The following is a 25,652-nucleotide window of genomic DNA, read 5'->3' as shown; positions in this document are numbered from 1 at the left end:
TTTATAGTACCTCCCATGCTGGTTCATCAGTAGTTTTAGTTGCACGTTGAGCAGCAGCAATTGTTCTTGCTTTAATAACACAATCTAAGGCACCTTTATCTACTGCTTTAACAGCGGCATTTTCAATACCCAAGTTGTTCAATGTAGTGGTAATCACATTCTTAATTTGTGTACCAAATTGCTTTTCAACATCTGACGTTAAGTCAATTTCAATTCCCTTTGCACCGTTTGAAATCATGATTTGAATATCTGATGATTCCAAAGTTCCTGCGATTGCAGTTTCATTAATTTCCATTAATATTCATTCCTCTCTTAATCCTGCTTTGTAATTCAGTTTTATTCTGCTGAATAAAATCAAAGGTCGTTTGTGGCACCGTATCAGCAATCGAGTCAATATCATCATCACTGATTAGTTTACGAACTTTAGTAGCCGAAACTGGTGTGTTATCTTCTTCAAATCGATCCATGATCTTTAATTCAACTTTAGGGGGTAATTCCCTAGCTAAAACTTGATTGTACATTCCTGTGGTTCTTGAAAATGGTTCTGTTCCAACAAATCGCTGAGAGATATTCAATGGTTCAGCAATTTCATTTCTAAAAATCCTGGCATCAATTGTAGTTTGATAATTGATTGTTTCTTCAGATGACTTCAAAAAGTAAGCTGGGAAAGTTAAGTAACTAACCATATAGTCACCACCACTGACAACAATCACATTGTCCAAATCTTTAGTGCCAGCTTTAACCAGTTCGAATCTCTCTGAGGAACTAAATAATGATGCGTCAGTTTTAACCACGAATACATATACCAAATCACATGTGCCCGACGCCTGTTTTACCAGCTCGCGATGACCATTGGTAAATGGATTAGCATTCATAACGATTGCACCCACATGCTTTTTTTCTTGGTCTGCTACTCTTGGAATAGATTGTAAGTACTCTTTGATGCCGGGTCTTCCGTTCTCGAGAACTGCCGCCGCATCTGTATGGGCGAGCTCTTTGAATCCAACGTGTTGAAAACTTTCAGAATACTTTTCTTTTGTAAATACAAACATATGAAAGATTCCTCGTTGGAATTCTCGATTAACTAACTCGCTAACAATCGTATTAAATCGCGATCCGGACACAACATCTTTGTTACAAACTCCAATGTACTTTAAAGTATCACCGGCTAAAGATCCAGTTGCGACTAAATCATCACCTGAATAGATACCCAAGGTTAGATCAATCTGAAAAACTTCAGATTCTTCGAAGTTGGTAATGTCCAAAGATTCAAGAAAAGTGCGCCATTTCTTGTAATCAGCCGAGTTATTAAGATGCAACTCTTTAACGTCACTATCCATGAATTACCTCCAGTATTTCTACTTAGTCTTACTAAAATCTGTAACAGCCTGACTAACATTTTTAACAACTCGTTCATCGAAAACGCTAGGGACAATTTCTTCAGCAGAAACTTTTTCAACCGTATTGGCCAACGCTTTAGCAATCACAAATTGTAAATCAAAATCAACTTTCTTAATCCCATTAGCTAATAGTCCCTTAAACAGTCCTGGGAAGGCGAGAATATTATTCACCTGGTTAGGATACTGGCTTGAACCAGTTGCAATTACCTTAGCACCAGCCTTGGAAGCAATATCTGGATCAATTTCTGGAACTGGATTGGCTAAAGCAAATATGATTGGATCATCATTCATTGCCTCAACATCAGAAGCAGACATGACATTTTGATCAGATAGTCCAATGAAGACATCTTGATTCTTAATTACGTCACTGAGCTTCTTGTTCTTCAAATCAGCCGGTGTGCCTAATTGACGAGCTAAGTCTCGTTGATAGTGATTGTAGCGATCATCTTCAGGGGTAACCACTCCATAAACATCAACTAAAGTAAGGTTTTTAAATCCTAAGTTAAACAATAAACGAGCAGTAGCCAATCCTGAAGCACCAACACCATTTATCACGATCTTGGTATATTTAAGATCTCGGGATGTCAATCGACAAGCATTTATCAATCCAGCCAACACAACAATTGCAGTACCTTCTTGATCATCATGATAGACAGGAATGTCTAACACCTGCTTTAACTTATCTTCAATTTCAAAACATCTAGGTGCCGCAATATCCTCAAGATGAATACCAGCAAATGAAAGAGAAATATTCTTAATTGTATTAACCACTTCATCAACTGAAACTTGATCAACGGCAACTGGAATTGCGCTAATTCCAGCTAAGTCCTTGTACAAAAGAGCTTTTCCTTCAATCACTGGTAATCCACCAGCAGGGCCAATATTTCCTAGACCTAATACAGCTGATCCATCTGTAACAAGTGCAACCAGCTTACCGCTAATCGTATACTTATTTTTCAATTCGGGATCGGCTGCTATTTTCTTAGAAAGAATAGCAACCCCTGGAGTATAAGCTTTGCTAAGATCTGCTTTTGTATTCACACTCAAGTCAGACTTAATGTCTAGAACTCCAGTATGCGCTGCGTGAAGTTTTAATATATCTTCTGCTTCTGTCATACGTTACGCTCCTTGACCTAAGCAACCATAAAGTACATAGTTACTCATTAAATTTGCTTACAATAACATTTTACCGCATTTTTTATCTTTTTCAAATTTTTATGGGTACTTTTTACAAATTTAAAAACACTTTTTACTTTATTCCAACATAATTCAAAAAAATACAGCATTTTTAAAAAAACATTGTTATGATATTGTAAAAGACTCAATAGGAGGTTCTCCATTTGGAAGACGTAACGTATAAAGAGCAATTAGCAAACATTGCTAGAGATTATTATCTTTCTAACCTCACCATTGCCCAGATATCAGAAAAATATAACATTAGCCGTTATCTAATCAGCAAATCACTAGATGAGGCCCTATCATCAGGTTTAGTAAAAATCAGTATCAACACTCCCATCGAAAGAAACTTAGAGATGGAGGCCCGTTTTAAACGATTATTCAACATAGAAAATGCTTATATTGTTAAAGATGCTGATACATCAAATGAAGACAACGAAAACATAGTTAACTTCGCAGCTCAAACACTTCAAGACAAAATCAAACGTTGTCGAACTGTTGGTGTTTCTTGGGGCGGGACTGTGATGAACACCATCAATCATTTTCAAGCGGATGTTCGTGACGATTTGATATTCAATCAAATTATGGGAGATAATTTAAAATACTCGTCTCCTTCAGGATCAACGCCACTAGTACAAAAGGCGGCCGCAAAATACGGTGCCCATTATCAAACCGTTCCTGCTCCACTGTATATTTTCAACGACAGTGTACGAGAAAATCTTGCTAAGGAACCAGCTTTTATTCCGGCGTTCTCCACTATGTCAAAAATGGATATGATTTTTGCAGGAATTGGTACCTTAGCATCGATCGATACGATTCCAGTCTGGAAACAACATAAAGCTGAAATTTTTCAAGGCGTCGATCCGACCAAAATCGTTGGTATGCTATATGGCCGACCATTCGATATTGATGGAAATATCTTAAACACAACGACGGATAAATTATTTGGCGCTTCAATTGATACATTACTTGCTGTTCCTTCAAGATTAGTAATTGTTAAAAGCAAGTTTAAAGCCAGACCACTTCTTGGAGCATTACGCGGACATCTCATCACTGATTTCGTCAGCAACGAATCAATTGCTAATCGAGTGTTGATGGAAATGGAATCATAAATCTTAATTTACTTTTTTAAAAACTTCAAAATGATTTGATTAAATTCTCTAGGCTGTTCTGCCATAACCAAATGACCAGCTTCTGAAACAACTTTATATTCGCCATACTTGGCCAGATTTGCTGTAGCTTTTGCAAACTCTGGATTAAAGTATGGCGAATTTTTTCCTGCAACAATGAGCAACGGTACTTTCATTAATGCAATTACGTCACGCCAATCTTGAAAGGCATGATCTCTTAAAAAAGGCTCATTCTGTTGTTCATCATAATTAGTTTGTTCTTGAGCTGTACCAACTTGTGCAAAGACTTGATCATCTAATTTATGAAAGGACGCTGGACCAAACGGGAGTCGCAAATATTCGGGAAAGTTGTTCCAACTTAAATCTTTAAAACCAAATGGCCATGTTTCATCAGTGACCATCTTAGGGCTTTGATCAACATCCACAACTTTTTCAATCTCATCGCAATCATACAATGAAATATATGCAAACCACGTTGAGGCCCCCATTGAATTTCCTACGGCAATAAATTTATGAATGTTCAACGCGTCTAATAAATCATGAATATCTTGTGCGTGTTTACTTATTCTGCGACCCTTGATAGTTTTACCCGATCTTCCTTGATTTCGAGCATCAATATTGATTACACGAAATCCATTCTCAACTAAGAATGGAATCTGCGCAGTCCAAATTTCTTTGAATCCACCCAAACCACTGAGTAGTACGACCGCTCGTCCTTCACCAGTATCTGTGTAATCAATCTGAACCCTGTCATTTGTCATAAACTTCAATGAACGTTCCTCCACAAATAGTTATTCTTTCTAAAAAACAGCCGAGTAGAATCCTCGACTGTTTTTTGATTACCAAATTCCAATAACTTTCATCCAAAGTGTTCCGATAACTCCAAATACCAATAGGTAGAAGATACCTAGAACAAAGTTCAATCTCCACCAATCGTTTTGACGAACATATCCTGAACCGAATAACACACTGGCAGGTCCGTTAGCAAAATGAGTTGTTGAAGCAAAGATTGATCCGGTAAATCCAAGTAGTAATGCAGAAAGCGTTGCGGGAGCACCAGCTGAAATGGCTACACCAAGCAAAGCACCATACATCGCTGAAACATGGGCAGTACCGCTGGCAAACATGTAGTGACTGTAGAAGTAGAAGATTACTAATACAATCAATACGATTCCCCAACTAACACCATGTAAGGCGGTTCCAATTGCACCTGACAACCAAGGAATAAATCCAAGAGTATTTAATTCGTTAGCCATGAAGATAAGAATCGAGAACCATACTAATGTGTTCCATGCACCAGTTTCATGCAAGATATCATTAACTGATAACACACCACATACAAGTAACAAAGCTACGGCCAAGAAAGCAACTGTGGCAGCATCTAATCCAATAAAACTTGAAAGCATCCATAATACTAATGCCAAAACGAAGACTACTCCCATGATTTTTTCAGGAAGACTCATCTTACCCATTTCTTCAAGTTCGCTGTCAGCCCATTCTTTAGCATTAGGCGTATCTTTAATTTCAGGTGGGTACATCTTGTAAATCAAGTAAGGAACAACAATCAAACAAATTAGTCCTGGAACAATTGCTGCTAAGAACCAAGTGAACCAAGAAATTTCAACGTGTAATGATTTAGCCAAAGTCATAGCAACCAAGTTAGGTGCCATGGCAGTCATAAACATTGCACTAGTGATAATATCACCATGGAATTCAGCGAAAACTAAGAATGAACCGATTTTACTTCTTGATTCATCCTTAGCATCTGAACCAAACGTTTCTGCAAGTGACTGGATAATCGGATAAACGATACCACCAGAACGAGCAGTGTTACTTGGAGTTGCTGGAGATGTTAACAGATCAACTCCGATTAGTGAGTAAGCTAAACCAAGCGTCCGCTTACCAAATAATCTAACGAAAACCAGAGCTACTCGACGTCCTAATCCAGTATTGATAAATCCTCGTGACATGAAGTATGCCATTGCAATCATCCATACGGTAGTGTTACCAAATCCTTCAGCGGCCGTATCCATTGGTACAACACCCAAAAGAACCGTCAAAGTCATTCCAATTAAAGCTACCCCAGTAATTGGCAATGGTTGGGTAATACATCCAATAATTGTTGCTACAAAAATTGCAAAAATATGCCATGCTGCCATAGAAACAGATGCTGGCTTAAATGGTGAACAGAACCAAATGATAAGTCCCACTGCTAGTGGCAATATGAACTTTTTATAATTGATCTTGTTAAGTTCCATAATTTCCTCCCAGAAAATTCCTTCTATCAAAATAGAAAATTTATTAGTACATCAGACACTCACTTTATACGAAATCGATATTAATAATAACAAATTCACAAAATGTATTTTTTATCAGCAACCTAGATTGTGTAATAATGCACTTTCATCATTATACATAAAAAACTATTTAGCGTTAACTAAAACTTCATTTAATTTATCTGCAGATGTGTGCATTTTTTCAAGTTCTCTATCAGATAAAGGATATTCGATAACTTCTTGAACTCCACTGGCATTGATAACTGCTGGAGAACCAATGTAAATATCTGACAAGCCATATTGTCCATTCATTGGAGCAGAAATAGGTAATACAACGTCGGCGTCATTTAAAATAGCTTGACAAATTTTAGTCAGGTTTACTGCAACACCATAAAATGTCGCACCCTTCTTAGAAATAATTTCGCCTCCGCGGCCCTTAACTTCTTTTTCAATTTCATTCAAATGACCGGCGTTATCCATGTTGGGAAATTCACGAAGTGGTTTACCATTAATAGTTGCTTCGTCAAAGTTCACAAACGAAGAATCTCCGTGTTCACCCATAACCATTGCATTAATACCCTTTGTACTCATACCTAATTCTTTAGCAATAATTACGCGCAAACGGGCAGTATCAAGAGATGTTCCTGTTCCAATAACTCTATTCTTTGGAAAACCAGAAAGTCTTTGAGTAATCGTGGTTAAAATATCAACTGGGTTACTTGAGACAACAAAAGTCCCTTTAAAGCCACTTTCAACAACAGGGTTAACAATGCTTTCAAGAATTTTCACATTTTTATTAACTAAGTCTAAGCGCGTCTCGCCTGGCTTTCTTGGTACTCCTGCAGTAATAACAACGATATCTGCATCAGTTGCATCAGCATAAGTACCAGTTCTGAAATCGGTTGGTGCAGGACTTGGTAAAGTGTCTTGCAAATCAATCACATCACCTTGTGCATGCTCTTCATTAAGATCAACCACTACCATTTCATCAACAGTCGTTGTTTGTAGCAGTGTAAATGCAAATGAAGATCCAACTGCCCCATCACCAACAAGAACTACTTTTCTATTATTTTTCATACCGTACTCCTTCAATAGCATCAATTTATTTTTCAATTTAAAATGATTTACCAACTTTGTTATTTAAGTCACATTCAGTATACAGCATTTTATTTAAAATTGGAATTTTTTTAAAAAACAAAATGTTTTTTCTATTTTTTAAAAAATATCCTATGTTTTTTTGCAAAATATGGATATTTTTTGTAAAAACGAGAGCTATTTAACGTTTTTTTTAATTCATTTTTTGCTCAAATGTTCATTTGTAGTAATTTTGAAGAGTTTTCACTTGCTAAGATGAATAAGTAAATCTCTCAATGTTTTAGTGAAAATAAGCCTTTCTTCTAATCTCCGCTTAATTATTAAATGGTCATATTTCAATACAATAAAAAAGGACTCGTTTAATAACGAGTCCTTTGGTAATCACACTTGGTAATATTATTAAATAAATGGGCGTTTGATTCCTGCAACATACGAACGTTGACCATTTTTAATTGGTTGGACCATAATTCTTGGTGGCCAAGATTCGATTACTTTACCCTTACCAAGATAAATGGCAACGTGCCAAATTGTATGAGTTCCTGGTTGGTAATAAAACACGAGGTCACCACGTTGTTTATGTTTATATGCTACCCGCTTCAATTTTTTTGCGGCCCATAAATTACGTGAATTCCATTCATTACCAGGAAAGGCATGGTGAATCGAACTAGTTGGAATAGGATTAATTCCACCAGCATACAATGCTTGCATCACTAATCCGGAACAATCAGTTCCATATGCAGGACTAGTTGATGAACCAACTAAGTATGGTTTACCCATATATTTATAAGCTTGTTTAATCATGGCTTCAATATGTGCTGATCGACCTTGCCAAGCTTTTGCACCTAGTGGTGCAATATAGCTATCAATTGAAGTCCAACTATTCTTTGAATAACCCATCTTTACCCAAGTTGCTTCATCAACATTTCCGGTCGCCTTTAAATGATGACGTCGTTGAAATGCCCTGACAGCATTGGCAGTGGCCTGGTTATATTTATTGTAACCATTAACTGTATGCATCTTCTTCATAATCAACCAAGTTTTAATACCTTCATAACCAGGCTTAACCGTGTAACCAACTTTTCCGTAAGGTTTAATTTGGTTGTATTGAACCTGATAATACTTTTTAGGATTTTGATATCCAGCAGTCTTAGTGACAAATGCTTTATTGCTAGTGACATAATTGCCATTACTTAATTGAAGCATTGGGGCATGACCCTTTTCATTGGTAACTGCGCTGACCTTGGCATAGCTGCCCTTTTTCAAAGCTGATGTTTTAAGACCTTTATCAGCCGTTTGATAAGTGGCAACAGTTTTATTAACTCTGATAATTCCAGGATTTGTTGTGTAATAATCACTAGCTTGTGCCACTGTTGTTGGCAAGCCAAACATCAAGCTCATCCCTAATGCTAATACAATTTTGACTTTCATTGTTCTCTCCCCAACATTAATAACTTAATGCTCGATATGCGTCGGCCTTACGATGCTTTGTCAACGCGTTGTTAATCATACTTGTTCTTTTATCTGTCCACGGGTCATTATAGTAGATTCGATCTTTAGAATATCCGGTTACGGTCAAAGCGTGATTGCTAAAACCATCTACACCACCAACATACATAACAACTAAATGATTATTCCGAATGTAGTTCTTGATAGTGTTTAAACTCGCTCCAGTTAAATCTTTGGCCGAACCAAGATGCTTTTTAACAAGTGGTAGTAGTCCTTTGGGATAAATGTACCATCCTGATGGTGAATAAGGGCTTCCCACAAACCCCTTATTTGGATCAGTACTTCTAGGCATTTCTTTGGCTAATTGCATCTTCGTAACGTTGTCTCCTGCAAACTGAAGCATCATAGTTGTGGCAGTGATCTCACAACCAGTTGGTAACTCCGGTCGTTGGGCAATTAATGGTGCGTATAAACGATAAGTCGTTTGCACAGTACCGTTTTGATGAATCCACCCAACGAACTTATGATTATATGTAAATTTCAGCCAAGTTGCTCCGGCAACTGATTCTTCACCAGTGATATGAACTGTTTTGCCAGCATATTCTCTCCCTGTAGTGATTTTAGTTCGATTAGCTGGTGAAGTATTATATCCGCCGCTTGGATACACCCCATAGTTATGTGGATTATTAGGCCCAATGACAGTGTAATAATTCACTTTTGCCAACTGTGTTACTTGTGAATAAGGAGCAGTACTGGCATGAGCACTTCTTGTCAGCAAACTGGTTAGTGTTCCTGCCATGGCAAAGAAAAGCACCATAAATACTTGTAATGACTTTAACTTCTTAATCGTAAACAATTATTCAATTCTCCCCTCGTTTCATGTGTGTAAAATATCGTTATAATTGTATCACAGTTATTTAATAGATATATTCAAATTTTTAGAATAATAAAAGACTCTTCTATATGGCGGATTTTTGGTTTTACTAAAATACAATAACTTTTTAATTAAACCCAATCCCAGCGAAAAAACATATGAAATAACCATTTTTCAATTTTATTTTCAACGAAAATTTCTAGAATTTTATGAATAAAACTGAAGCCACAAAAAATCCACAGAAATTAAGCAAACCAATTCCTGTGGATTCCATATTTTTTACTATGAATAAAAAGATTAATTTCTAATCATTCAAAGTGAATTGTAATTTCATTTTTGGCTCACCTAAGGCAAGCATTTGACCAAGCAACTGGTTGGCATTCTTAACATACAAGTCAGCCATTTGTTGGTTAACACTTTCTAGATATGCCTGGACATCAGATTCAGAAGCGTACTTAGAATCAGCGTCTATTTGGATATGACGACATTCTGCAACAGTATTTTGTTCGAAGATGTTCTCTTCGTCTTCATACAAACCAAAATTGTCATCGCCAAGTAAAGCCAAGACATTACTTATCCAATAAACCTTAGTTGGATCAGTATCTGGCTTAGTATCACGATAAGATGTTGGAGTGTCCTTAACGTTAGCATAAAATGGCACGACCGCATTAAATGTATTAGGTCCAAATGCTAACCAATGAATGCCAGCAATTTCATCTGGCACATCGTTACGGATTTGCAAGATGTGTAATTCTTGGTTTCTATTAATACCGATTGGTCTGAACATTTTTTTCTCGTCTTCAGTGCCGGTACCATAAGGATCAAATGGAGTGTTTTGATAATGAGAACTCAACACGAATTTGAGATCTTCAACACTGATCTTTTTATCAGTTCTGCAAATGAAAGGTAGGTCTTGATCAATTGGTTCATTGTCAATTTCAGGATTAAAGTACAACTGACCATACCAAGCCCGTGGATTGTTGTATCTGGTATCCTTAATTGTTGCACTACCAAAAATGTGGCGCAAGTTAACTCCTTCAGAGTCAGTATTTAAGTGGAATTTTTCAATTAATTCAGGCAAATCAGCAGCAAAAATCGTATCATCTGAATCAAAATCGTAATCATCAATGTTAAAACGATTGGGTGCGATAACATATGCATCATCAGGAATCTTAACTGCAGCCCAATGGTGTCCGGCAATTGATTCAAAGTACCAAACTTCATCTTTATCAGAAAAAGCCATGGCGTTGGTTTCATAGGTTCCGTATTGTTCAAGTAATGAACCTAAACGTTTAACTCCTTCACGTGCGGAATGGATGTAAGGCAAAACTAAGGTCGTAAAGTCTTCTTCACCCAATCCACTGTCGACTAATGGATCGATTCCTAAAATCCGCGCATTAGTAGTTATGGTTTCAGTGGCTGTCATTGCAACATTGTCACTGTTAATTCCGGCTCCTGCCCAAACTCCATCTTTTGTAATAACGTCAGGAGTACTGGTGTAACGCATTGGATCATTAGGCAAATCCATCTCCGCCGTGCTTAACTTGGACTTATAGTGTCTAGGCTGATCCTCTGGATTAATAACAACAAATCGTTGAGGATTTAGTGGACCAGCCCCATCTTCGTTTCTGGCAATCATGGTTGAGCCATCGATTGAAGCATCTTTACCAACTAAAATTGTGGTACATGAACCCTTTTTTCGTTTTTGCATTTATTATCACTTCTCCTATATCAGAGTACGGGTACATTGTATCCCCTGAGGCGGGAAAAGGCGATAGCGATTAGTAAAAATATTTATTTTATGAATTTATAAGTAAAATGTTCGATTTGATGATACGATGATGGCGGTTACATTATATAAAAAATGGAATTTTATTTATCAAATTACATCAATCAATCTTTTAAGGAGCTTCATTATGAATGATGAAATTGAAATCATTAAACAATATGAATCCGAAATTGAAGATATTAGAAATAAGATGCGCTTATGCCAAAACAATCCAAAAAAACTGCAAAACCTGCGTGCAATATTAAGCTCAACTACTTTCTCATTGCACTTATTAACAAATCAGACAATTCATACACACGCTACATACTTTTTTGATGAAGCCATGATGGATTATCTATTTTTCAAAAACAAAATTATATTAGGCACCAGTCCCACTAGGCTAACCGCATATCAGTATCGGTACCTCCGCTACTTATTAGCTTCAATAAGGAAAGTTGATCGAATTATATTAATAGAAAAATACAAGACAGAGCTATCCAGTAGGAAATTAGCGATACAAAATAAAAAAACGCTTGGATATATAAATTATCATTTATATAAAGCCATAAACAGTTGCAGAGTGATTTCTGAAACTGTTCGATATTCTCAAAACGGTAACGATTCGAACGAGGTAATGCTTAAATTAAGAAAGGAAGCATAATTATGAACTCTAACATATCACAGCAATCTTCATTTATCGTAAACGCATCATTTGGTATAGACGAAGACAAACTATTTGTTCCAGGAACTCTGGAATTCGATTCAACCAACCTATACATTTCTAGCAATAGTAAAGACTTAAGACAGATTATCGAAACTGGTAAATTAATTTATGGTATTGGAACGCTTATCAGTCACGATAAGAATAATCAGGAATTCATTACACCGGTATATCTCACATTGGATGGTTTTGCATCAGTAATTAATAATAATGCGCTAACCCACATAGGTGGATCATTCTACGAAAAAGACGAAGTTATCTCTTGCTTCATAGGCGATTTTTTTGTAAATGAACACACTGAATTTGAAGATATCCTTATAAACTTGACTAACCTTTCCAATTGGTTAAGCGGTAGTTTAAACAATCCAGAATATTTGATTCCAGATATAAATAAAGATTTCGCAACCATCAATACCCCAGAAACAAATGATATACTTGCAAGTTCTAATAAAAATGAAAAATTGCGATTAATACGACATAACTTTTACTATAACTCCCAAAATAGTGTAACTGCAGTTACCTCCAGTATTGGAGTCACTAATAATATTGAACTCAAAGATGTAAAATCCTCCTTACCAAACTTTCTTCTATTGAATCAACAGGTAAAAAATTGGTATAACCTGCTAACAGGGACATCCGAAAGTATATATAAAATCACTGGAACCGTTACGATTACCGATTCTTCAGATAATAGTTCACGGATTGAGGTACAACTTTTTAAATCCAATTCTCCTAAGACAAATCTAAATGACTTTTCTTTTATAACAACATGGAGTCAACGCACTTCTGATTGGTACCAAAATTGTATCAATTCACTATATACGTGGAAAGAATCATACGATCAGCTTATGCCTATAAACAATTCAATTAGGCCTGATTTTCTTGGTGATACCGATCAACAGCTACAAGCTGAATGTGTTTCTTTAGAAATGATCTTTGACACATTCTGTGATGTTGAATATCGAAAAAAAGAAGGGCTTTCAAAAGATGATGACATATACTATGTTAACAAAATCAAATATATTCTAACAACTAAGATAAATCAAAACATTCTAAAAGAGTCTTTGCTGAAGTATAACAACAATATTACCGTCAATGACTTTTCGAAAAAAATTAAGAAAACTCGTAATACGCTCTCGCATAGCTCTTCAATGGTAAATAACATACCTCTTGAAGAAAGAATGCGACTACAAACATTGTTAAAAATAATTATCAGAGATTGGTTATTATCAAAAATTAGCATCAAAAGAAAATATATAGATGCTGAATATGAGGTGACTAAACCTTTTAATTTTTCTATAACCAAAACTTGGTAATATTTTCATAAACAAGGGCCCTTCACATGGAGGGCCCTTGTTTATGAAAATATTACACACTTATCAAATACTTAAATCAAACTTTTCATTAAGCCACCCAGCATAATTAGATGGTTTATGCGCTATATAATCATCATCAAAAATACAAAATAAGTCCATCTCATTATTTTCATAGCCTTGAAAAGCAACAGAGCCTGTATATTCTAGAAACTCATGTGCATTTTTATTTTTAAAGGCAACATTCATAACGTCAGGAGTATTATCAACTGCTGGATATGTATATGCTTGAGCATATTTAAAGGGGACTGAATAATAAGTGTCCGCAATAGCTACTGACTCCCTATATAAGAATTCAGTTCCTTTACCAACTGGTTTTGAAAATTCGTCTTTGAAAAAATCAGAAAATAATATTCCTCCGCTTTGTTCCTCTTTAGTTAGTTCATTTGTTATACCATTATATGATGGTTGTCCAATGCGAATTCCTGTGAATGGCCTCTTAGTTTCAAACCTTGACACAACTACTGGAAATTTTTGATTGTATCGAATTTCCTTTAAAGTCTGATTAAAATCAGTACTTAAATAAAAAACTGATTCCTGCGGTCTGTTTAACCTCCCATATCCATTTACAAACCTTTCGGGAACTTCCCAAAAGTCACTTTCATCCCAATTTTCTAGTTCCTGATAATTAGTATCAGAAAGTTGTCTTGCTCTATAAAAAACACTTTCGTTAGGCCAATTGACTGCACCTAACGGAAAATACGGTTCCATTTCGCCGACTAAGTCAATAATTTGTGCCTCAGTTAAATCCGGCCTTATAGATTCTTTATAATTCCTAATTTCATCCAGAATTTGCTGAATATCACGCTTCTTAGGATGCTTTACTTTACCAGAATTAACTATCTTTTTAATTTTACTCAATACGCACCTCAAATAAAAAATCTGAAATTACAAATTTCTATATTTCAACAATCATTCCTGCTCTGCTTGTAATCTCATCACTATATCCTGAGCAATATTCTGTATTTTATCAAAATCAACAACAAACCATTCTCGTGGTTGAACGATTCGACCATTACCGACAGTAATATCAACGTTTAATCTATATTGCTTTAATGCATGATGAAGTGCAGTTTCCAATGACTCAGCATTAATGTTAATTACTTTCAATTCTCCAACAATCTGAACTGGTCCATATAAATATGTCGGTTCATTTTCAGCATTTGCAATTCGTTTTTGAACAGAACCTTTGGTAAAACCTACTTTATAGAGAGGACCTTCCGATTTAATTTTCTTAATTTGTGGATTATCACTCAACGATTTCAAAATATAAATAGAACCTGTGACGTGATCTTCACTTCTAAGTTCTATTCCGTTTTCAATCTCCGTGACAATCCTTCCCTGCCGTTCACTACCGTATAAAGAAGCAGCTAATCCATTTCTGGTTGGACTATTTTCAGTTCCATTTTCATAAATCACATGCATCCGAGCGTCGGTTTTACGACCACTCTTATCGCTGAGCTCAACTTCTTCACTAATTTCATCAATGTACAAAAGTTGTCCTTTAAGAACATAGAAATGTTTTGATAAAAGCTCATAATTCTTAAATGGTATGAGCTTTCGTTGACCGGAAGAAATTTCTGCCTGCACTTTCTTGAACATTCCTCTATACTTATCAAAATCTTTCATAACTCGTCGTTGCGAAACAACTTCAGGACGGTTCTCACGTTCTCGTTGGACTTCTTTAAGCTTTTTTGTATCAAACAGCTTATTTACCGATGAAGTTATTGTATTTTCACTAAAAATGACAGAATCATCAGCAATAATATCATCCACAGAAGAAAAATCTTTCTTTTCTTTTTTTATTATATCTTGTATATTTTCGCTATTTTTCAAAAGACCATTTACATCGTACGGTAACAAACGTGCCCGTCGTTCTGGATCCGAACGGATACCTTTTAAACGGCTTGCGAGTTTACGCTGTTTTATCTGCGAATAATCTGATAACTTTTGTGGTTCATGTCCGTCGTGTTCACTAACCCATTTATTAATCTCTTGAAAGCCTTCAATCAATGGATCATAACTGTCAGAGCTATGCTTGGGTTTTACTTTGAGAAAATCATTTACATCAGGATCATTGAATATATCATCTATGCTTCGAATTGAATTTTTATTGTTCATTTTGATGTCTCCTTGCCCGCATATCAGCAAGTGTAGATAAAGCATATGCCATTTTCACTTCTAATTCATCATGGCTTTCCTTATCTGGTAATCTACCATTTTGTTCCATAAAAATCTTAGACTGATTATACAAATAAACCAATGTCTGTTCGTCAAAATCAAACTTCTTTGCATCAATCGATCGTTGAATAGTACGTAAAACATCACTATCAATATTTTGAGATAGAACATCATATGCGCGTTGAAATGGATTAATTGAATCGATTAGATTAATATCCAATTCATCAACATTGACGAATTTATCAGCCATTCTTAGAAACTCATTAGTATTTCCCTTTTCATCTGTGGCTGTATCCACCACTGAATGACGTAGCACTGTGTCAGCGACAGCATACTGTCTAACTTCTTCTATTTCATTATCACTAAGTCCCGGATACCTTGTCATAATAACTTTGGGTATTAAAACTTTATTCATAGTTTCTGCGTCGACATTAGCTGCAATTCCATTTTTCACGGAATCATCCTGCAAAATCGCTGCTTTTAAATCTGGCATGTCATTCTCTATAATACTTCGAACCTCTTTAGTAGACGGCTCACTCAAACCACGAACAAGAATATCACCACTATTTGTAGATAAACCATCAACATTATGCTTTCTAGCTCTTAGTCTTATTTCAGGAGCTAATACTTGTTCCATTAATAGTGATGCAGTGATTGCTTTCAGTACCTGATTAACAGCATATTCAACATCGTCATCTTTAGCATCAGGTTGTTCAATCATGTTTGTAAATTGTGCATGTGACTTATTTGAACTATCCCGAGTAACTCTCCCTATAATCTGAACAATTTCAGTTAAAGAACGTCGATAACCAATCGTTAATGCTTGCTCAGCCCATGGCCAATCAAATCCTTCTTTAGCCATTCCCAGAGCAATTAAAATATCTAATTGGTCTGCACTTGTCATATCGCGCAAATATTCCTGAACTTTATCACGTCCATCTTCATTCACCAAATCGGCAACCTTTAGCAATCTACCATCAGCATGACTTTTATATGTGTATATTCCGGTTTTCTCGTCACGAGCTACCATCTCACCAATATTGTCGGATATAGCGTCTACCTCTGTATACTTATCCTTAGTTGATTCACTTGAATTAACACTAGGAATATGAATGATTGTCTTTTTTGAAATATCAAAAGCACCATTCAAAGCCGATAGATAAGAGCCTTGGTAAAACTTATAATCAATTCCAAATGACTTAAGATACTTATACCCATCCAGCTGCTCATAATAAGTATAGTTAACCTTATCAAATAATTGCTCATCCTCGGGAGATAAAATCGGAGCCGAATCTCCTCGGAAATAAGAACCCGTCATAGCTAGAATATGAGCCGATGAATTATGCATTATACTCTTTAAAGCATTGCCAAGAACTGAACTGTCCTCAGAGGATACGTGGTGAAATTCATCAATTGCAATCATCACATTGTTAAATTTTCGATCATCATCCACCTTTTCGTAAGCAAAACGTAAAGTAGCATGAGTACAGATTAGTATAGCGGCTTCATCATCATTCATAAAATCAATAAATTTGTTAACTTTACTAGATTCCCCACCATTCAATGTAAGATCATACTTGGTATCCACAAACCAATCATCATAAAAACCAAATTTTGATAATTCAGTATTCTGAAATGATTTACCTATTGATCTTTCAGGAACGGCAACAATAATTTTTCTGATACCTTGATTCGCCAATTTATCTAGGGCAACGAACATTAACGCTCTTGATTTACCTGAGGCTGGTGGGGCCTTAACTAAAGTATATTGCGAATTACGATGTTGATATACACGGGCCTGCATTTCCCGCATACCTAAAGTATTGGTATTAGTGCTTTTACCAGTTTGATGATAATTAACATCTACAATATTCTTATTTTGCATGTGAATCCCTCCCAATAGGTACATTTATCTTACTTCGCGCTATGACAACATTATTTACTACCATAAAACATTCAACATAATGCCCCAAATTAGCGTATTTTGTAGTCTCTTTATGTTGCTTACTTCCCTTTCTTATTTCGCCTCTTAAACAATTCGAATTCCTAGCTTCGTCCCCATAATTTCTTATCTTCCAGTAATAATTAACATTTTCAACTGCATATTTTGGTGGTAAATTAATATTTTCTACTTCAAATATTAGTTTGCTTAATTTTAACAAGTGATGGTACTTTTTTTTGAAGAACTCAATACTATGACCCCGAAATCCACTCTTAGAAACCGTACAACTGATATCAAATGTGCCCTGAATATCAACAGCTTTAAAGTATGAAGTTGCGAATTGTTCATCAACTTCAGACCTAGATTTTTTTATGACAACGTTAAACTTATTTCCAAATAATTCCCTAAAAATCTTGAATACATCATTATCGTTGTTTAGATTTATACTACTTAACTTATCAGAAGCACTCTTAGCTTTAGAAATAAAATGTGTGTCTTCCTGATTATCAACTCTCTGCTGGCTCCCAAGAGCAAACCAACATCCTTGAGTAGTACTCTGTTTACTCAAATACATATATAATTTTTTCATAAGTAGCGGATAATTTGCATATGTGCAATCATTAATCCAATCTTTGTTTTCTATATAAAAATTATGGACTAATGTATCGATCAGTAATCCTTTAAAAATGAATCCTTTATGATTTTTCCATACCCTAATCATCCTAGTCAAATCTCTAAAAGTCCCATTACTTGCGTGGTCATCCAACTTACAGAATTTCTTCTCAGGCAGCGGGTTAGTTTTTCTCCATGATCCCCCCTGGTGTGTATCGGGATACTGAAATGATCCATCATCATTTTTAAATCCTGGAATAATTTCAATAAGGCCATCGTTAAATTTTACATCAACAACCTGACCATCTCCCCTGATTTCAGTATTATAGTAACTCTCCTTTACGCAATTTTTTATTTCCTGCAACAGATCGCTTTGACCATGCTTATGAGAATTAAATTTCTTATAGGTAGACCAAGGAAGGTTAAACAAAATATCATAATCACTTACATCATTTGTTGCTGTATGCCTACCCGTAGAACCAACGCGCAATCTATGATCAGAAATATTATTTTCATTTCCATAGTATTTGTAATTTATTTTTTTAGTAATTTGTTGCATTCTTTTGAGCCAATTTTCATTTTCCACAAATTTTATAGACTGACAAAAATCTTGAAATGCACTGGCTATAAGCATTTAATCATTCTCCTTAAAATGCAAGATATCTCGTGGAAGTAATTTTTCTCTATCATTCCAAATATCATTATCATTTCTTTCGTGTATATCTCTTGAGGCATTAACTATTGATATCTTAGGTGCTGAAGGAATTTCCGCCTGAATACTTTTTACTTTATTCAACAAATCATTGTACCCAACCTCTAATTCATCAATTTTGACATCATCTGAAACACATTTAAGTCGTCGAGCTAATCCAGTAATATCAATTTTAATATTCCATAATTCTTCCTTTAAAATAGACAGTTTAGCCATCGATTTTTCTATATTAAATTGATTCGTTATAATTTCTAACAAAGTTAATAATATTGATCCGACGATTGCTGCAAGCTTAGTTTTAAAATTATTGCTTGCAAATAATGTCGCCACTGTTGTAGATGTGAGCAAGGTAGAAAATATTCTTATCCATTTTATCCAAGTTGAATACTTTGATAATAGGTCATAATGTTCAGCGGTAATCTTTTGAGTCCAACTAACACTTAATAATAAGTCAATCGTATTATTAAAGACTCTTTCACGATTACTAATCATCTCTTAACCTCTTCAACTTTTTTTCTATACATATCAAGTAGCAATGATAGGCGCTCATTATCATCTTTAAATCCTGATGATTTATAAGCATAATCGACCAACTTATCCAATTCTTTATGCGCTTCCTCTAATCTCGAATTCATTGGTTTAGGACTTTTACTAGCCAATGGTGATCCGTATAATTCAGCTAGAGTTCCACCTTCTTCATCACGAATATCAATGATATTCCAGATAAGTTTTTCCATTTCTTTTTTCCTTCTAGAAGTTAATTCGGGAATAGGAAAAGTGTTATAAACTAACTCTTTAGAATATCTCAACCGCGTTTCTAATTTTTCTTAACCAAAGCATATGCATATGCGATTGCAATATTCCAAATAACCATAAGGGACTATCGTATATCACCATCGTAGAATTATTTGCCACATAATTATTATCGTAAAATGCCATTGGAACATAATATCTATTTTCTGATGACGTTGCTGGTATAACTAACATCAATTTTTGTGGTACTCGTGTATCTCTGAATCTCCAAGGAGTACTTCTTAATGATGGATTGTTTTTTCTTGCACTCCTTACATTATCAATTCTATTAAGAATTACTTCATTTTCCATTGACTCAAACTGTTCTTTATTGATCCATAGTGCATAATTATATGTGTTATTAATAACCTCTTTTCCACCAATTAATTTTCTAAAATAAGAGGTGAGATGACTTGCGTGACTTATAAGATTACTATATTCATCCCGAGAAAATCGAAGATTACCTTTTCCATCAGTTGCTCTATTACCAGAATACATAATTGGTATATCAAATAAGGGGGAACCATTTTTTTTATAAACAATTGTCGTTTCACCCTCATTTAGGTACATGTTAATATTCCTAACCACTTTTTTTCCTAAATTATTAAAAAGGTACTTATTACTATTTTTTTGCAAATTTGACATTTGAATGATTTCAACCGTTACATTTGCATTGTTTTTCGCGTTATTATTCCACTTAAATCCTTGATACGCAGACGTTATTTCTAAATTCATGGAAAGTACTATTGGCCAAAAATTACCAACCAATTTGCCTTCCGTTAATGAATTGGTGGTAACGAACGAAAAAGATGAATTTTTACTTTGTATATAACGAGCACCACTATAAAACCATCCACAAATGTAATCTAACTCTCCGGTCGAAATTTTATCTCCAAAAACAAAATTCAAATCTTTTTTTTGTTCATCAGATTGATTATTGGCACCTACGTATGGAGGATTACCAAATATATATGATTCATCAACTTTACTTGATGGCATAATATTGTTCCAATCTACCTGTAATGCATTTTCACATAAAACCGCACCTGCATGCTGTAAAGGTAATGTTGGTCTGACTGCGTCACTAATTTGTTCATGTAATTGCATATTCATTTGATGTTCTGCAATCCATAATGATAATCGTGTAACATCACATGCGAAATCATCAATTTCAATACCATAAAATTGACTCAACGTCACTGACGGTACATACATCGTGGAAACTCCAATGTTATTCAGTTCAATCAAAATATCAATTTCAAGTTGTCGTAATTCTTTATATGTGATGATTAGAAAATTTCCTGAGCCACAGGCAGGATCCATAAATTTGATTTTTCCTATCCGATTATAAAGTTTCTGTAGTTTATCCTCATTTCCTCTTGCAGATTCAAACTCTTCACGTAACCCATCCAAGAATAATGGCTTGATAACCTTCATAATATTTGGAACCGATGTGTAGTGCATACCAAGATGACTCCGGCTATCCTCGCTAGCAACTGCTTGAATCATTGACCCTAAAATATCGGGATTAATCTGATCCCAATTAAGCAGTTCTCCCGCATCAATAATTAACTTTCGTGATTTAACACTAAACTTTAGAGATTCATGTTGGTCTCTAAACAAATCACCATCCACATAGGGAAAATCATTGACCCAGCTAGGTGTATCAGTAGGCCTTTGATTTTTTTCAATATCTAAAACTCCAAATAATTCCCTTACAAAGTCATTAAAATCATGGCCATCATCTGCTGTCATTTGCTTAACTCGATTTGTAAATAAATCATGTTCAAAAATGTTGGTATCTTCAGCAAACAAACAGAATAAAATTCTAATTAAGAATAAGTTTAATCCTTTACGAGATGCATTAGGATTATCCTTAATAACCACATCATATAACTTAGCAAATCTTTCAGCAGCCCGAACATCAGCAGGGTTTTCCTTATCAAAATCTGCCTTCTCAATTCCATTCCAAGCCAAGAAAAATTCAAACTTTTGTGGCAATCGCTTAAATTCAATATCCAAAGTATCCGCTGTCTTTGTATCTTCAGCTAATATTCTGTTAAAATCAGTTACCATAATATAACGTGGCTTTGATCCAATATTATCTACCTTTTGTTTTGCATCAACGAAGCTCTGCATTAAGTCGCCGCTTACTTGTTTAAAAAATAATCGATTTTTTAAATAAACCTCACCCGACTCCTTAGATAGATTGTTAATACCCTTTTTTAACTTGGTTATTGTTGCCTTAGGAAAATCGTAAACACTCATAAAATCATAAATAAACTGATTTGGATTATCCTCATTAATAATATCTGTGATACGGTCTTCAATTTCGGTTACTAACATTTAATTAACTCCAGACTAACTATATTTCAATATAATATTATCCATGGATAAGATAATAAACACAATGAATTTTTAGTTAAAACAAATAATAAACAAAAAAAGTCGTACATACTTGATGATACTCTTGGATAAATAATTGTTTATACATTATCTAACCAAATAAAAAGGAGCTCTCCCCACGGAGAACTCCTTTTTATTTGGGAATTATTCCCATTCAATTGTCGAAGGTGGCTTACTCGTAATGTCATACACTACGCGGTTAATCCCATCTACTTCGTTTACCATTCTGACAGAAATCTTTTGCAAGACATCCCATGGAATTCTAGCAAAGTCAGCGGTCATCCCGTCAACTGAGTTAACTCCACGAATAGCAATTGTATAGTCATAAGTTCGACCATCACCCATTACCCCAACTGATTTGAATCCAGGGAGAACAGTGAAGTATTGCCAGATATCACGATCCAAACCGGCCTTAGCAATTTCATCTCTTAAGACAAAGTCACTATCACGGACGATTTTTAGTTTATCTTCGGTAACTTCACCGATTACTCGGATTCCCAAACCAGGTCCTGGGAATGGTTGACGCCAAACAAGTTCTTCTGGCATGCCTAATTCTTCACCGATTGCTCGAGCTTCATCTTTAAACAATGAGTTCAAAGGTTCGATCAATTGGAAGTGCATGTCTTCTGGAAGGCCACCAACATTATGGTGAGACTTAATAGTTTGAGCAGTATCTGTTCCTGATTCAATCACATCAGTATACAAAGTACCCTGTGCTAAGAAATCAATACCATCCAATTTTTGGGCTTCATCGTTAAATACTTGAATGAATTCATTACCAATGATTTTACGTTTCTTTTCAGGATCAGAAACCCCGGCAAGTTTTGATAAGAATCGTTCTTGAGCATCCACTTTAATGATATTCAAACCGAATTTACCGGCTAAACTATCCATTACTTGGTCAGCTTCATACTTTCTGAGCAAACCATGATCGACGAAAATACTAGTTAATTGATCACCAATTGCCTTGTGCAAAAGCACACCAACAACAGATGAATCAACACCACCAGAAAGGCCCAATAGCACCTTCTTATCGCCAACAACTTCGCGAATGTGGTTGATTTGCAAATCAATGAAGTCATTCATTGACCAGTTAGCTTCAGCCTGACAAACATCAAAAGCAAAGCTCTTAAGAATGTCATTTCCGTACTTAGTGTTACGAACTTCAGCATGGAATTGAATTCCGTAGAATTTACGGTCTAAATCTTGCATAGCTGAGATTGGACAATCTTTACTAGTGGCAACTGATTCAAATCCCTCAGGGACTTTGGTAACTAAGTCACCATGACTCATCCATACAGGTTGCTTCTTAGGAAGGCCTTGGAATAAAGTAGCATCGTCAGCAGTTACTTCAATATCTGCATGACCATATTCACTATTTTCGGCCTTCTCAACGCCACCATTAAGGGTGTAAGCCATAATCTGCATTCCGTAACAAATTCCAAGAATCGGAATTCCCAGTTTGAAAATATCTGGGTCGACTTTGAATGCGCCATCTGCGTAAACACTGTTGGGACCTCCAGAGAAAATAATTCCCTTAGGGTTCATGTCTTTGATCTCTTGGGCGGACAATTTATGAGACTTAAGTTCGGAATATACGCCTAAATCTCTAATTCGCCTAGTGATCAATTGGTTGTACTGGCTACCAAAATCTAGCACCAGAATCTTATCAAAAGTTGATAAATCAATGTTTGCCAAGTTTTCCACCCTTTCAAAATTATTATATCCATCATAAATGATTAAACGCTTCCAGGTCAACCATCAATTAAAACACAAACAATTAGTACTTACGTAAGTACAATCGATCGATTCGATGGCCGAGCGATTTGTGCATAATCATATCAGCTCTGGACCGGGTTGGCAAAATATTTTCCTCTAAGTTTGGCATATCAATGTCTTGCCAGACTCGCTTAGCCATATCAAAAGCTTTATCCCGATCACCAATTGCATATTCATGATAATAGTTGTCTGGATCACGAAAAGCAGTATCAATTAGTTTGCCAAATCTTTCCAAATACCACTTTTTGATCAGGTCAGGGTCGGCATCCATATATATAGAAAAGTCGGTAAAATCGGAGATATAAATTTGCTGGTTTTGTGGTAACTGCAATGTATTGATTCCTTCAACGATCAGCACATCTGGTCGGTTAATAACTTCAAATTGATCAGGGACGATGTCGTACACCTGATGCGAATATACTGGTGTTTTAATGACAGGAACTCCCGATTTAACCCGATTCAAAAAGTCGATCAGAGATTCCATATCATAGCTTTCAGGGAATCCTTTTCGATTTAAAATCCCCCGCTTCTTCAATTCATCTGTTGAGTACAAGAAACCATCTGTGGTAATCAATTGAACATGCTCACCAGTAAAGTAGCTGGTTAATAGCTCCTCTAGTACTCTGGCAGTCGTCGACTTACCCACCGCCACACTACCAGAAATTCCAATAATAAAAGGAACGTTTCTCACTGGTTTATGTAAAAAGCGAGCCTTTTCAGTCTGCCATTTTGAAAAATTGTCCTTTTGCAATTTAAGCATGCGAATTAATGGAATATAAATATCAGACACATCTTGCAAAGAAATCTGATCATTAAATGCCTTAATGTGTTTTAATTCATTTTCAGTTAAGGGTAATTCAGGATCCGAATAAAAATTTTTCCACTCATCTTTTGTAAATGAGTAATAATTAATCAATTCAGCCATAATATATCTCCGAAGTTTTAGTCCAGTAAATTATACCATTATTAACTACGATGATTCGTAGTTAGCACGTTCTTTCTTAATAAATAAAATGGTGGTTAGCGACTTCCATTCAGAAATCATTAACCACCATCCATAATTATTTTCGTTGATGAATATTTAAAACTATTGCCCCAATTATCATTAGCAGAATAGACCAACCGATAGTCATTACCCAGCCGCCGGTGCCAAATGGTAGCTTAACGTTTTGTCCATAAAAGCCAAACACCAGTTGAGGTAAGGCTAATAAAATTGAATACATTGTCAATAACTTCATCGTATTATTCAAGTCAGTATCCAAAACACTCTTGTAGGCATCGGCAACGTGAGAGATTACATCGCTAGCCATGTTGGCCATCTCTAAGCCCTGTTGTAGTTCAATGATGTCATCTTCGATCTGCTCTTGTTGCTCATCAGAAGCCTTTATTTCCTTTGAATGCTGCAAGTCAGTTAACAAACTGGTATTAGATCTCAGTGAAGTTAGGTAATAAACCAACTGAGTCTGTAAGCCGGTCAATTGTGTAATCGACGATTTAGTCACACGATTCTTCAAACTCTTTTGTAATCGTTGCCTAGAGGTATCAATCTTATGAATGACATTAAAGTAACTTCCAGACAACATATACATGGCCTTTAAAACAATATCTAATGGCTCATCTTCAGGCTGAATTCGCTTAATGGTCTTGATTCGTTCAGTAATGAAATGAGTATTACTAGTAGTGAAAATAATCAAGTTAGATCTATTAAACAAAAACATCACTGGCGCCGTTGGATCCAACTCTAGATTTTGATCAGTGGAATCCATAACAGTGTCATAAATGATTGTCATCAAATTACTGTCTTCATCATATTCCATCCGGGCCCGTTCGTCATAATCGTATGCGTATCCCAAATGCTCGTCGGTAACTCCATAAGAGGCCTTCAAATGTTGTTTTTCATCGTCATTTGGATCGACTACATCAACTAATTCACAATTATCTGATAAATTATCAAACCTAATCACAATCC

20 protein-coding genes and 1 pseudogene are annotated in these 25,652 nt (G+C 35.5%); 3 read left to right on the top strand and 18 right to left on the bottom strand.

Annotation, left to right across the window (positions count from 1 at the left end):
- Position 1: 1 nt before the first annotated feature.
- Genes citD through O0236_RS02280 form a run of 3 tightly spaced genes read right to left on the bottom strand, consistent with a single transcriptional unit; the run spans position 2 to position 2,516 of the window.
- Positions 2–295 (bottom strand): citrate lyase acyl carrier protein, encoded by a 294-nt coding sequence (citD, locus tag O0236_RS02290; RefSeq protein ID WP_268912565.1) that lies wholly within the window; start codon positions 293–295, stop codon positions 2–4.
- Positions 285–1,340 carry a [citrate (pro-3S)-lyase] ligase gene (gene citC / locus O0236_RS02285; protein WP_268912564.1) on the bottom strand — a complete coding sequence of 352 codons (1,056 nt, stop codon included), beginning with the start codon at positions 1,338–1,340 and terminating at the stop codon, positions 285–287. Before citC ends, citD begins: the two co-directional genes overlap by 11 nt.
- An 18-nt stretch (positions 1,341–1,358) precedes the next feature.
- A complete protein-coding gene (locus tag O0236_RS02280) occupies positions 1,359–2,516 on the bottom strand; it encodes an NADP-dependent malic enzyme (RefSeq protein ID WP_268912563.1) in 1,158 nt (385 codons plus the stop codon).
- 224 nt (positions 2,517–2,740) lie between these two features.
- Between O0236_RS02280 and O0236_RS02275 the strand changes: the two genes are divergently transcribed.
- Positions 2,741–3,688: a sugar-binding transcriptional regulator gene (locus O0236_RS02275; RefSeq protein WP_268912562.1), complete on the top strand. Its 948-nt coding sequence runs from the start codon at positions 2,741–2,743 to the stop codon at positions 3,686–3,688.
- Between the two features lie 8 nt (positions 3,689–3,696).
- Here the strand turns inward: O0236_RS02275 and O0236_RS02270 are convergent, their stop codons facing one another.
- The 6 genes from O0236_RS02270 to O0236_RS02245 all read right to left on the bottom strand — a co-directional run bounded on the left by O0236_RS02270 (position 3,697) and on the right by O0236_RS02245 (position 11,108).
- On the bottom strand, positions 3,697–4,467 hold the full coding sequence (locus O0236_RS02270) for an alpha/beta fold hydrolase (protein WP_329608905.1): 771 nt from the start codon (positions 4,465–4,467) through the stop codon (positions 3,697–3,699).
- 78 nt (positions 4,468–4,545) lie between these two features.
- Entirely contained in the window at positions 4,546–5,964 is a 1,419-nt protein-coding gene (locus O0236_RS02265; protein WP_268912560.1) for an anion permease, read from the bottom strand.
- Positions 5,965–6,129: 165 nt separating this feature from the next.
- Positions 6,130–7,059: an L-lactate dehydrogenase gene (locus tag O0236_RS02260; RefSeq protein WP_268912559.1), complete on the bottom strand. Its 930-nt coding sequence runs from the start codon at positions 7,057–7,059 to the stop codon at positions 6,130–6,132.
- Between the two features lie 417 nt (positions 7,060–7,476).
- Positions 7,477–8,475, bottom strand: coding sequence for a DUF5776 domain-containing protein (locus O0236_RS02255; protein ID WP_372791779.1), 999 nt, complete (start codon positions 8,473–8,475; stop codon positions 7,477–7,479).
- 46 nt (positions 8,476–8,521) lie between these two features.
- Positions 8,522–9,379 carry a C39 family peptidase gene (locus O0236_RS02250; protein ID WP_268912557.1) on the bottom strand — a complete coding sequence of 286 codons (858 nt, stop codon included), beginning with the start codon at positions 9,377–9,379 and terminating at the stop codon, positions 8,522–8,524.
- Between the two features lie 322 nt (positions 9,380–9,701).
- Positions 9,702–11,108, bottom strand: coding sequence for a C69 family dipeptidase (locus O0236_RS02245; protein WP_268912556.1), 1,407 nt, complete (start codon positions 11,106–11,108; stop codon positions 9,702–9,704).
- Positions 11,109–11,313: 205 nt separating this feature from the next.
- On the opposite strand from O0236_RS02245, the gene O0236_RS02240 reads away from it, so the two are divergent.
- A complete protein-coding gene (locus O0236_RS02240; RefSeq protein WP_268912555.1) occupies positions 11,314–11,826 on the top strand; it encodes a hypothetical protein in 513 nt (170 codons plus the stop codon).
- Positions 11,827–11,828: 2 nt separating this feature from the next.
- Complete coding sequence (locus O0236_RS02235; protein WP_268912554.1) at positions 11,829–13,202, top strand: HEPN domain-containing protein; 1,374 nt, start codon at positions 11,829–11,831, stop codon at positions 13,200–13,202.
- Positions 13,203–13,265: 63 nt separating this feature from the next.
- On the opposite strand, the gene O0236_RS02230 is transcribed toward O0236_RS02235, so the two are convergent.
- The 9 genes and pseudogenes from O0236_RS02230 to O0236_RS02185 all read right to left on the bottom strand — a co-directional run bounded on the left by O0236_RS02230 (position 13,266) and on the right by O0236_RS02185 (position 25,647).
- Entirely contained in the window at positions 13,266–14,120 is an 855-nt protein-coding gene (locus tag O0236_RS02230; RefSeq protein ID WP_268912553.1) for a hypothetical protein, read from the bottom strand.
- Between the two features lie 51 nt (positions 14,121–14,171).
- A complete protein-coding gene (locus O0236_RS02225) occupies positions 14,172–15,380 on the bottom strand; it encodes a GIY-YIG nuclease family protein (RefSeq protein WP_268912552.1) in 1,209 nt (402 codons plus the stop codon).
- Entirely contained in the window at positions 15,370–17,325 is a 1,956-nt protein-coding gene (locus O0236_RS02220; protein WP_268912551.1) for a DEAD/DEAH box helicase, read from the bottom strand. Before O0236_RS02220 ends, O0236_RS02225 begins: the two co-directional genes overlap by 11 nt.
- Complete coding sequence (locus tag O0236_RS02215; protein ID WP_268912550.1) at positions 17,315–18,628, bottom strand: SMODS domain-containing nucleotidyltransferase; 1,314 nt, start codon at positions 18,626–18,628, stop codon at positions 17,315–17,317. Before O0236_RS02215 ends, O0236_RS02220 begins: the two co-directional genes overlap by 11 nt.
- Complete coding sequence (locus O0236_RS02210) at positions 18,629–19,198, bottom strand: SLATT domain-containing protein (protein ID WP_268912549.1); 570 nt, start codon at positions 19,196–19,198, stop codon at positions 18,629–18,631.
- Positions 19,195–21,844, bottom strand: a pseudogene (locus O0236_RS02200) (class I SAM-dependent DNA methyltransferase). Before O0236_RS02200 ends, O0236_RS02210 begins: the two are co-directional and overlap by 4 nt.
- Before the next feature lie 204 nt (positions 21,845–22,048).
- Positions 22,049–23,602 carry a glutamine-hydrolyzing GMP synthase gene (gene guaA, locus O0236_RS02195; RefSeq protein ID WP_268912548.1) on the bottom strand — a complete coding sequence of 518 codons (1,554 nt, stop codon included), beginning with the start codon at positions 23,600–23,602 and terminating at the stop codon, positions 22,049–22,051.
- 82 nt (positions 23,603–23,684) lie between these two features.
- Positions 23,685–24,608, bottom strand: a complete 924-nt coding sequence (gene coaA / locus O0236_RS02190; protein ID WP_268912547.1) for a type I pantothenate kinase — start codon at positions 24,606–24,608, stop codon at positions 23,685–23,687.
- 136 nt (positions 24,609–24,744) lie between these two features.
- Complete coding sequence (locus tag O0236_RS02185; RefSeq protein WP_268912546.1) at positions 24,745–25,647, bottom strand: magnesium transporter CorA family protein; 903 nt, start codon at positions 25,645–25,647, stop codon at positions 24,745–24,747.
- Positions 25,648–25,652 lie beyond the last annotated feature (5 nt).

This window comes from Lentilactobacillus sp. SPB1-3, assembly GCF_026913205.2.
Classification (GTDB): Bacteria; Bacillota; Bacilli; order Lactobacillales; family Lactobacillaceae; genus Lentilactobacillus; species Lentilactobacillus terminaliae.
Note: the sequence above shows the minus strand (reverse complement) of the source record. Positions and strands in the feature narration are given on the sequence as shown.

Coding starts and splice junctions, on each gene's coding strand:
- O0236_RS02210 (WP_268912549.1), bottom strand. CDS start 19,198: ATGATTAGTAATCGTGAAAGAGTCTTTAATAATACGATTGACTTATTA.
- O0236_RS02240 (WP_268912555.1), top strand. CDS start 11,314: ATGAATGATGAAATTGAAATCATTAAACAATATGAATCCGAAATTGAA.
- O0236_RS02235 (WP_268912554.1), top strand. CDS start 11,829: ATGAACTCTAACATATCACAGCAATCTTCATTTATCGTAAACGCATCA.
- O0236_RS02280 (WP_268912563.1), bottom strand. CDS start 2,516: ATGACAGAAGCAGAAGATATATTAAAACTTCACGCAGCGCATACTGGA.
- citC (WP_268912564.1), bottom strand. CDS start 1,340: ATGGATAGTGACGTTAAAGAGTTGCATCTTAATAACTCGGCTGATTAC.
- citD (WP_268912565.1), bottom strand. CDS start 295: ATGGAAATTAATGAAACTGCAATCGCAGGAACTTTGGAATCATCAGAT.
- O0236_RS02220 (WP_268912551.1), bottom strand. CDS start 17,325: ATGCAAAATAAGAATATTGTAGATGTTAATTATCATCAAACTGGTAAA.
- O0236_RS02255 (WP_372791779.1), bottom strand. CDS start 8,475: ATGAGCTTGATGTTTGGCTTGCCAACAACAGTGGCACAAGCTAGTGAT.
- O0236_RS02245 (WP_268912556.1), bottom strand. CDS start 11,108: ATGCAAAAACGAAAAAAGGGTTCATGTACCACAATTTTAGTTGGTAAA.
- O0236_RS02270 (WP_329608905.1), bottom strand. CDS start 4,467: ATGACAAATGACAGGGTTCAGATTGATTACACAGATACTGGTGAAGGA.
- O0236_RS02265 (WP_268912560.1), bottom strand. CDS start 5,964: ATGGAACTTAACAAGATCAATTATAAAAAGTTCATATTGCCACTAGCA.
- coaA (WP_268912547.1), bottom strand. CDS start 24,608: ATGGCTGAATTGATTAATTATTACTCATTTACAAAAGATGAGTGGAAA.
- O0236_RS02215 (WP_268912550.1), bottom strand. CDS start 18,628: ATGCTTATAGCCAGTGCATTTCAAGATTTTTGTCAGTCTATAAAATTT.
- O0236_RS02260 (WP_268912559.1), bottom strand. CDS start 7,059: ATGAAAAATAATAGAAAAGTAGTTCTTGTTGGTGATGGGGCAGTTGGA.
- O0236_RS02225 (WP_268912552.1), bottom strand. CDS start 15,380: ATGAACAATAAAAATTCAATTCGAAGCATAGATGATATATTCAATGAT.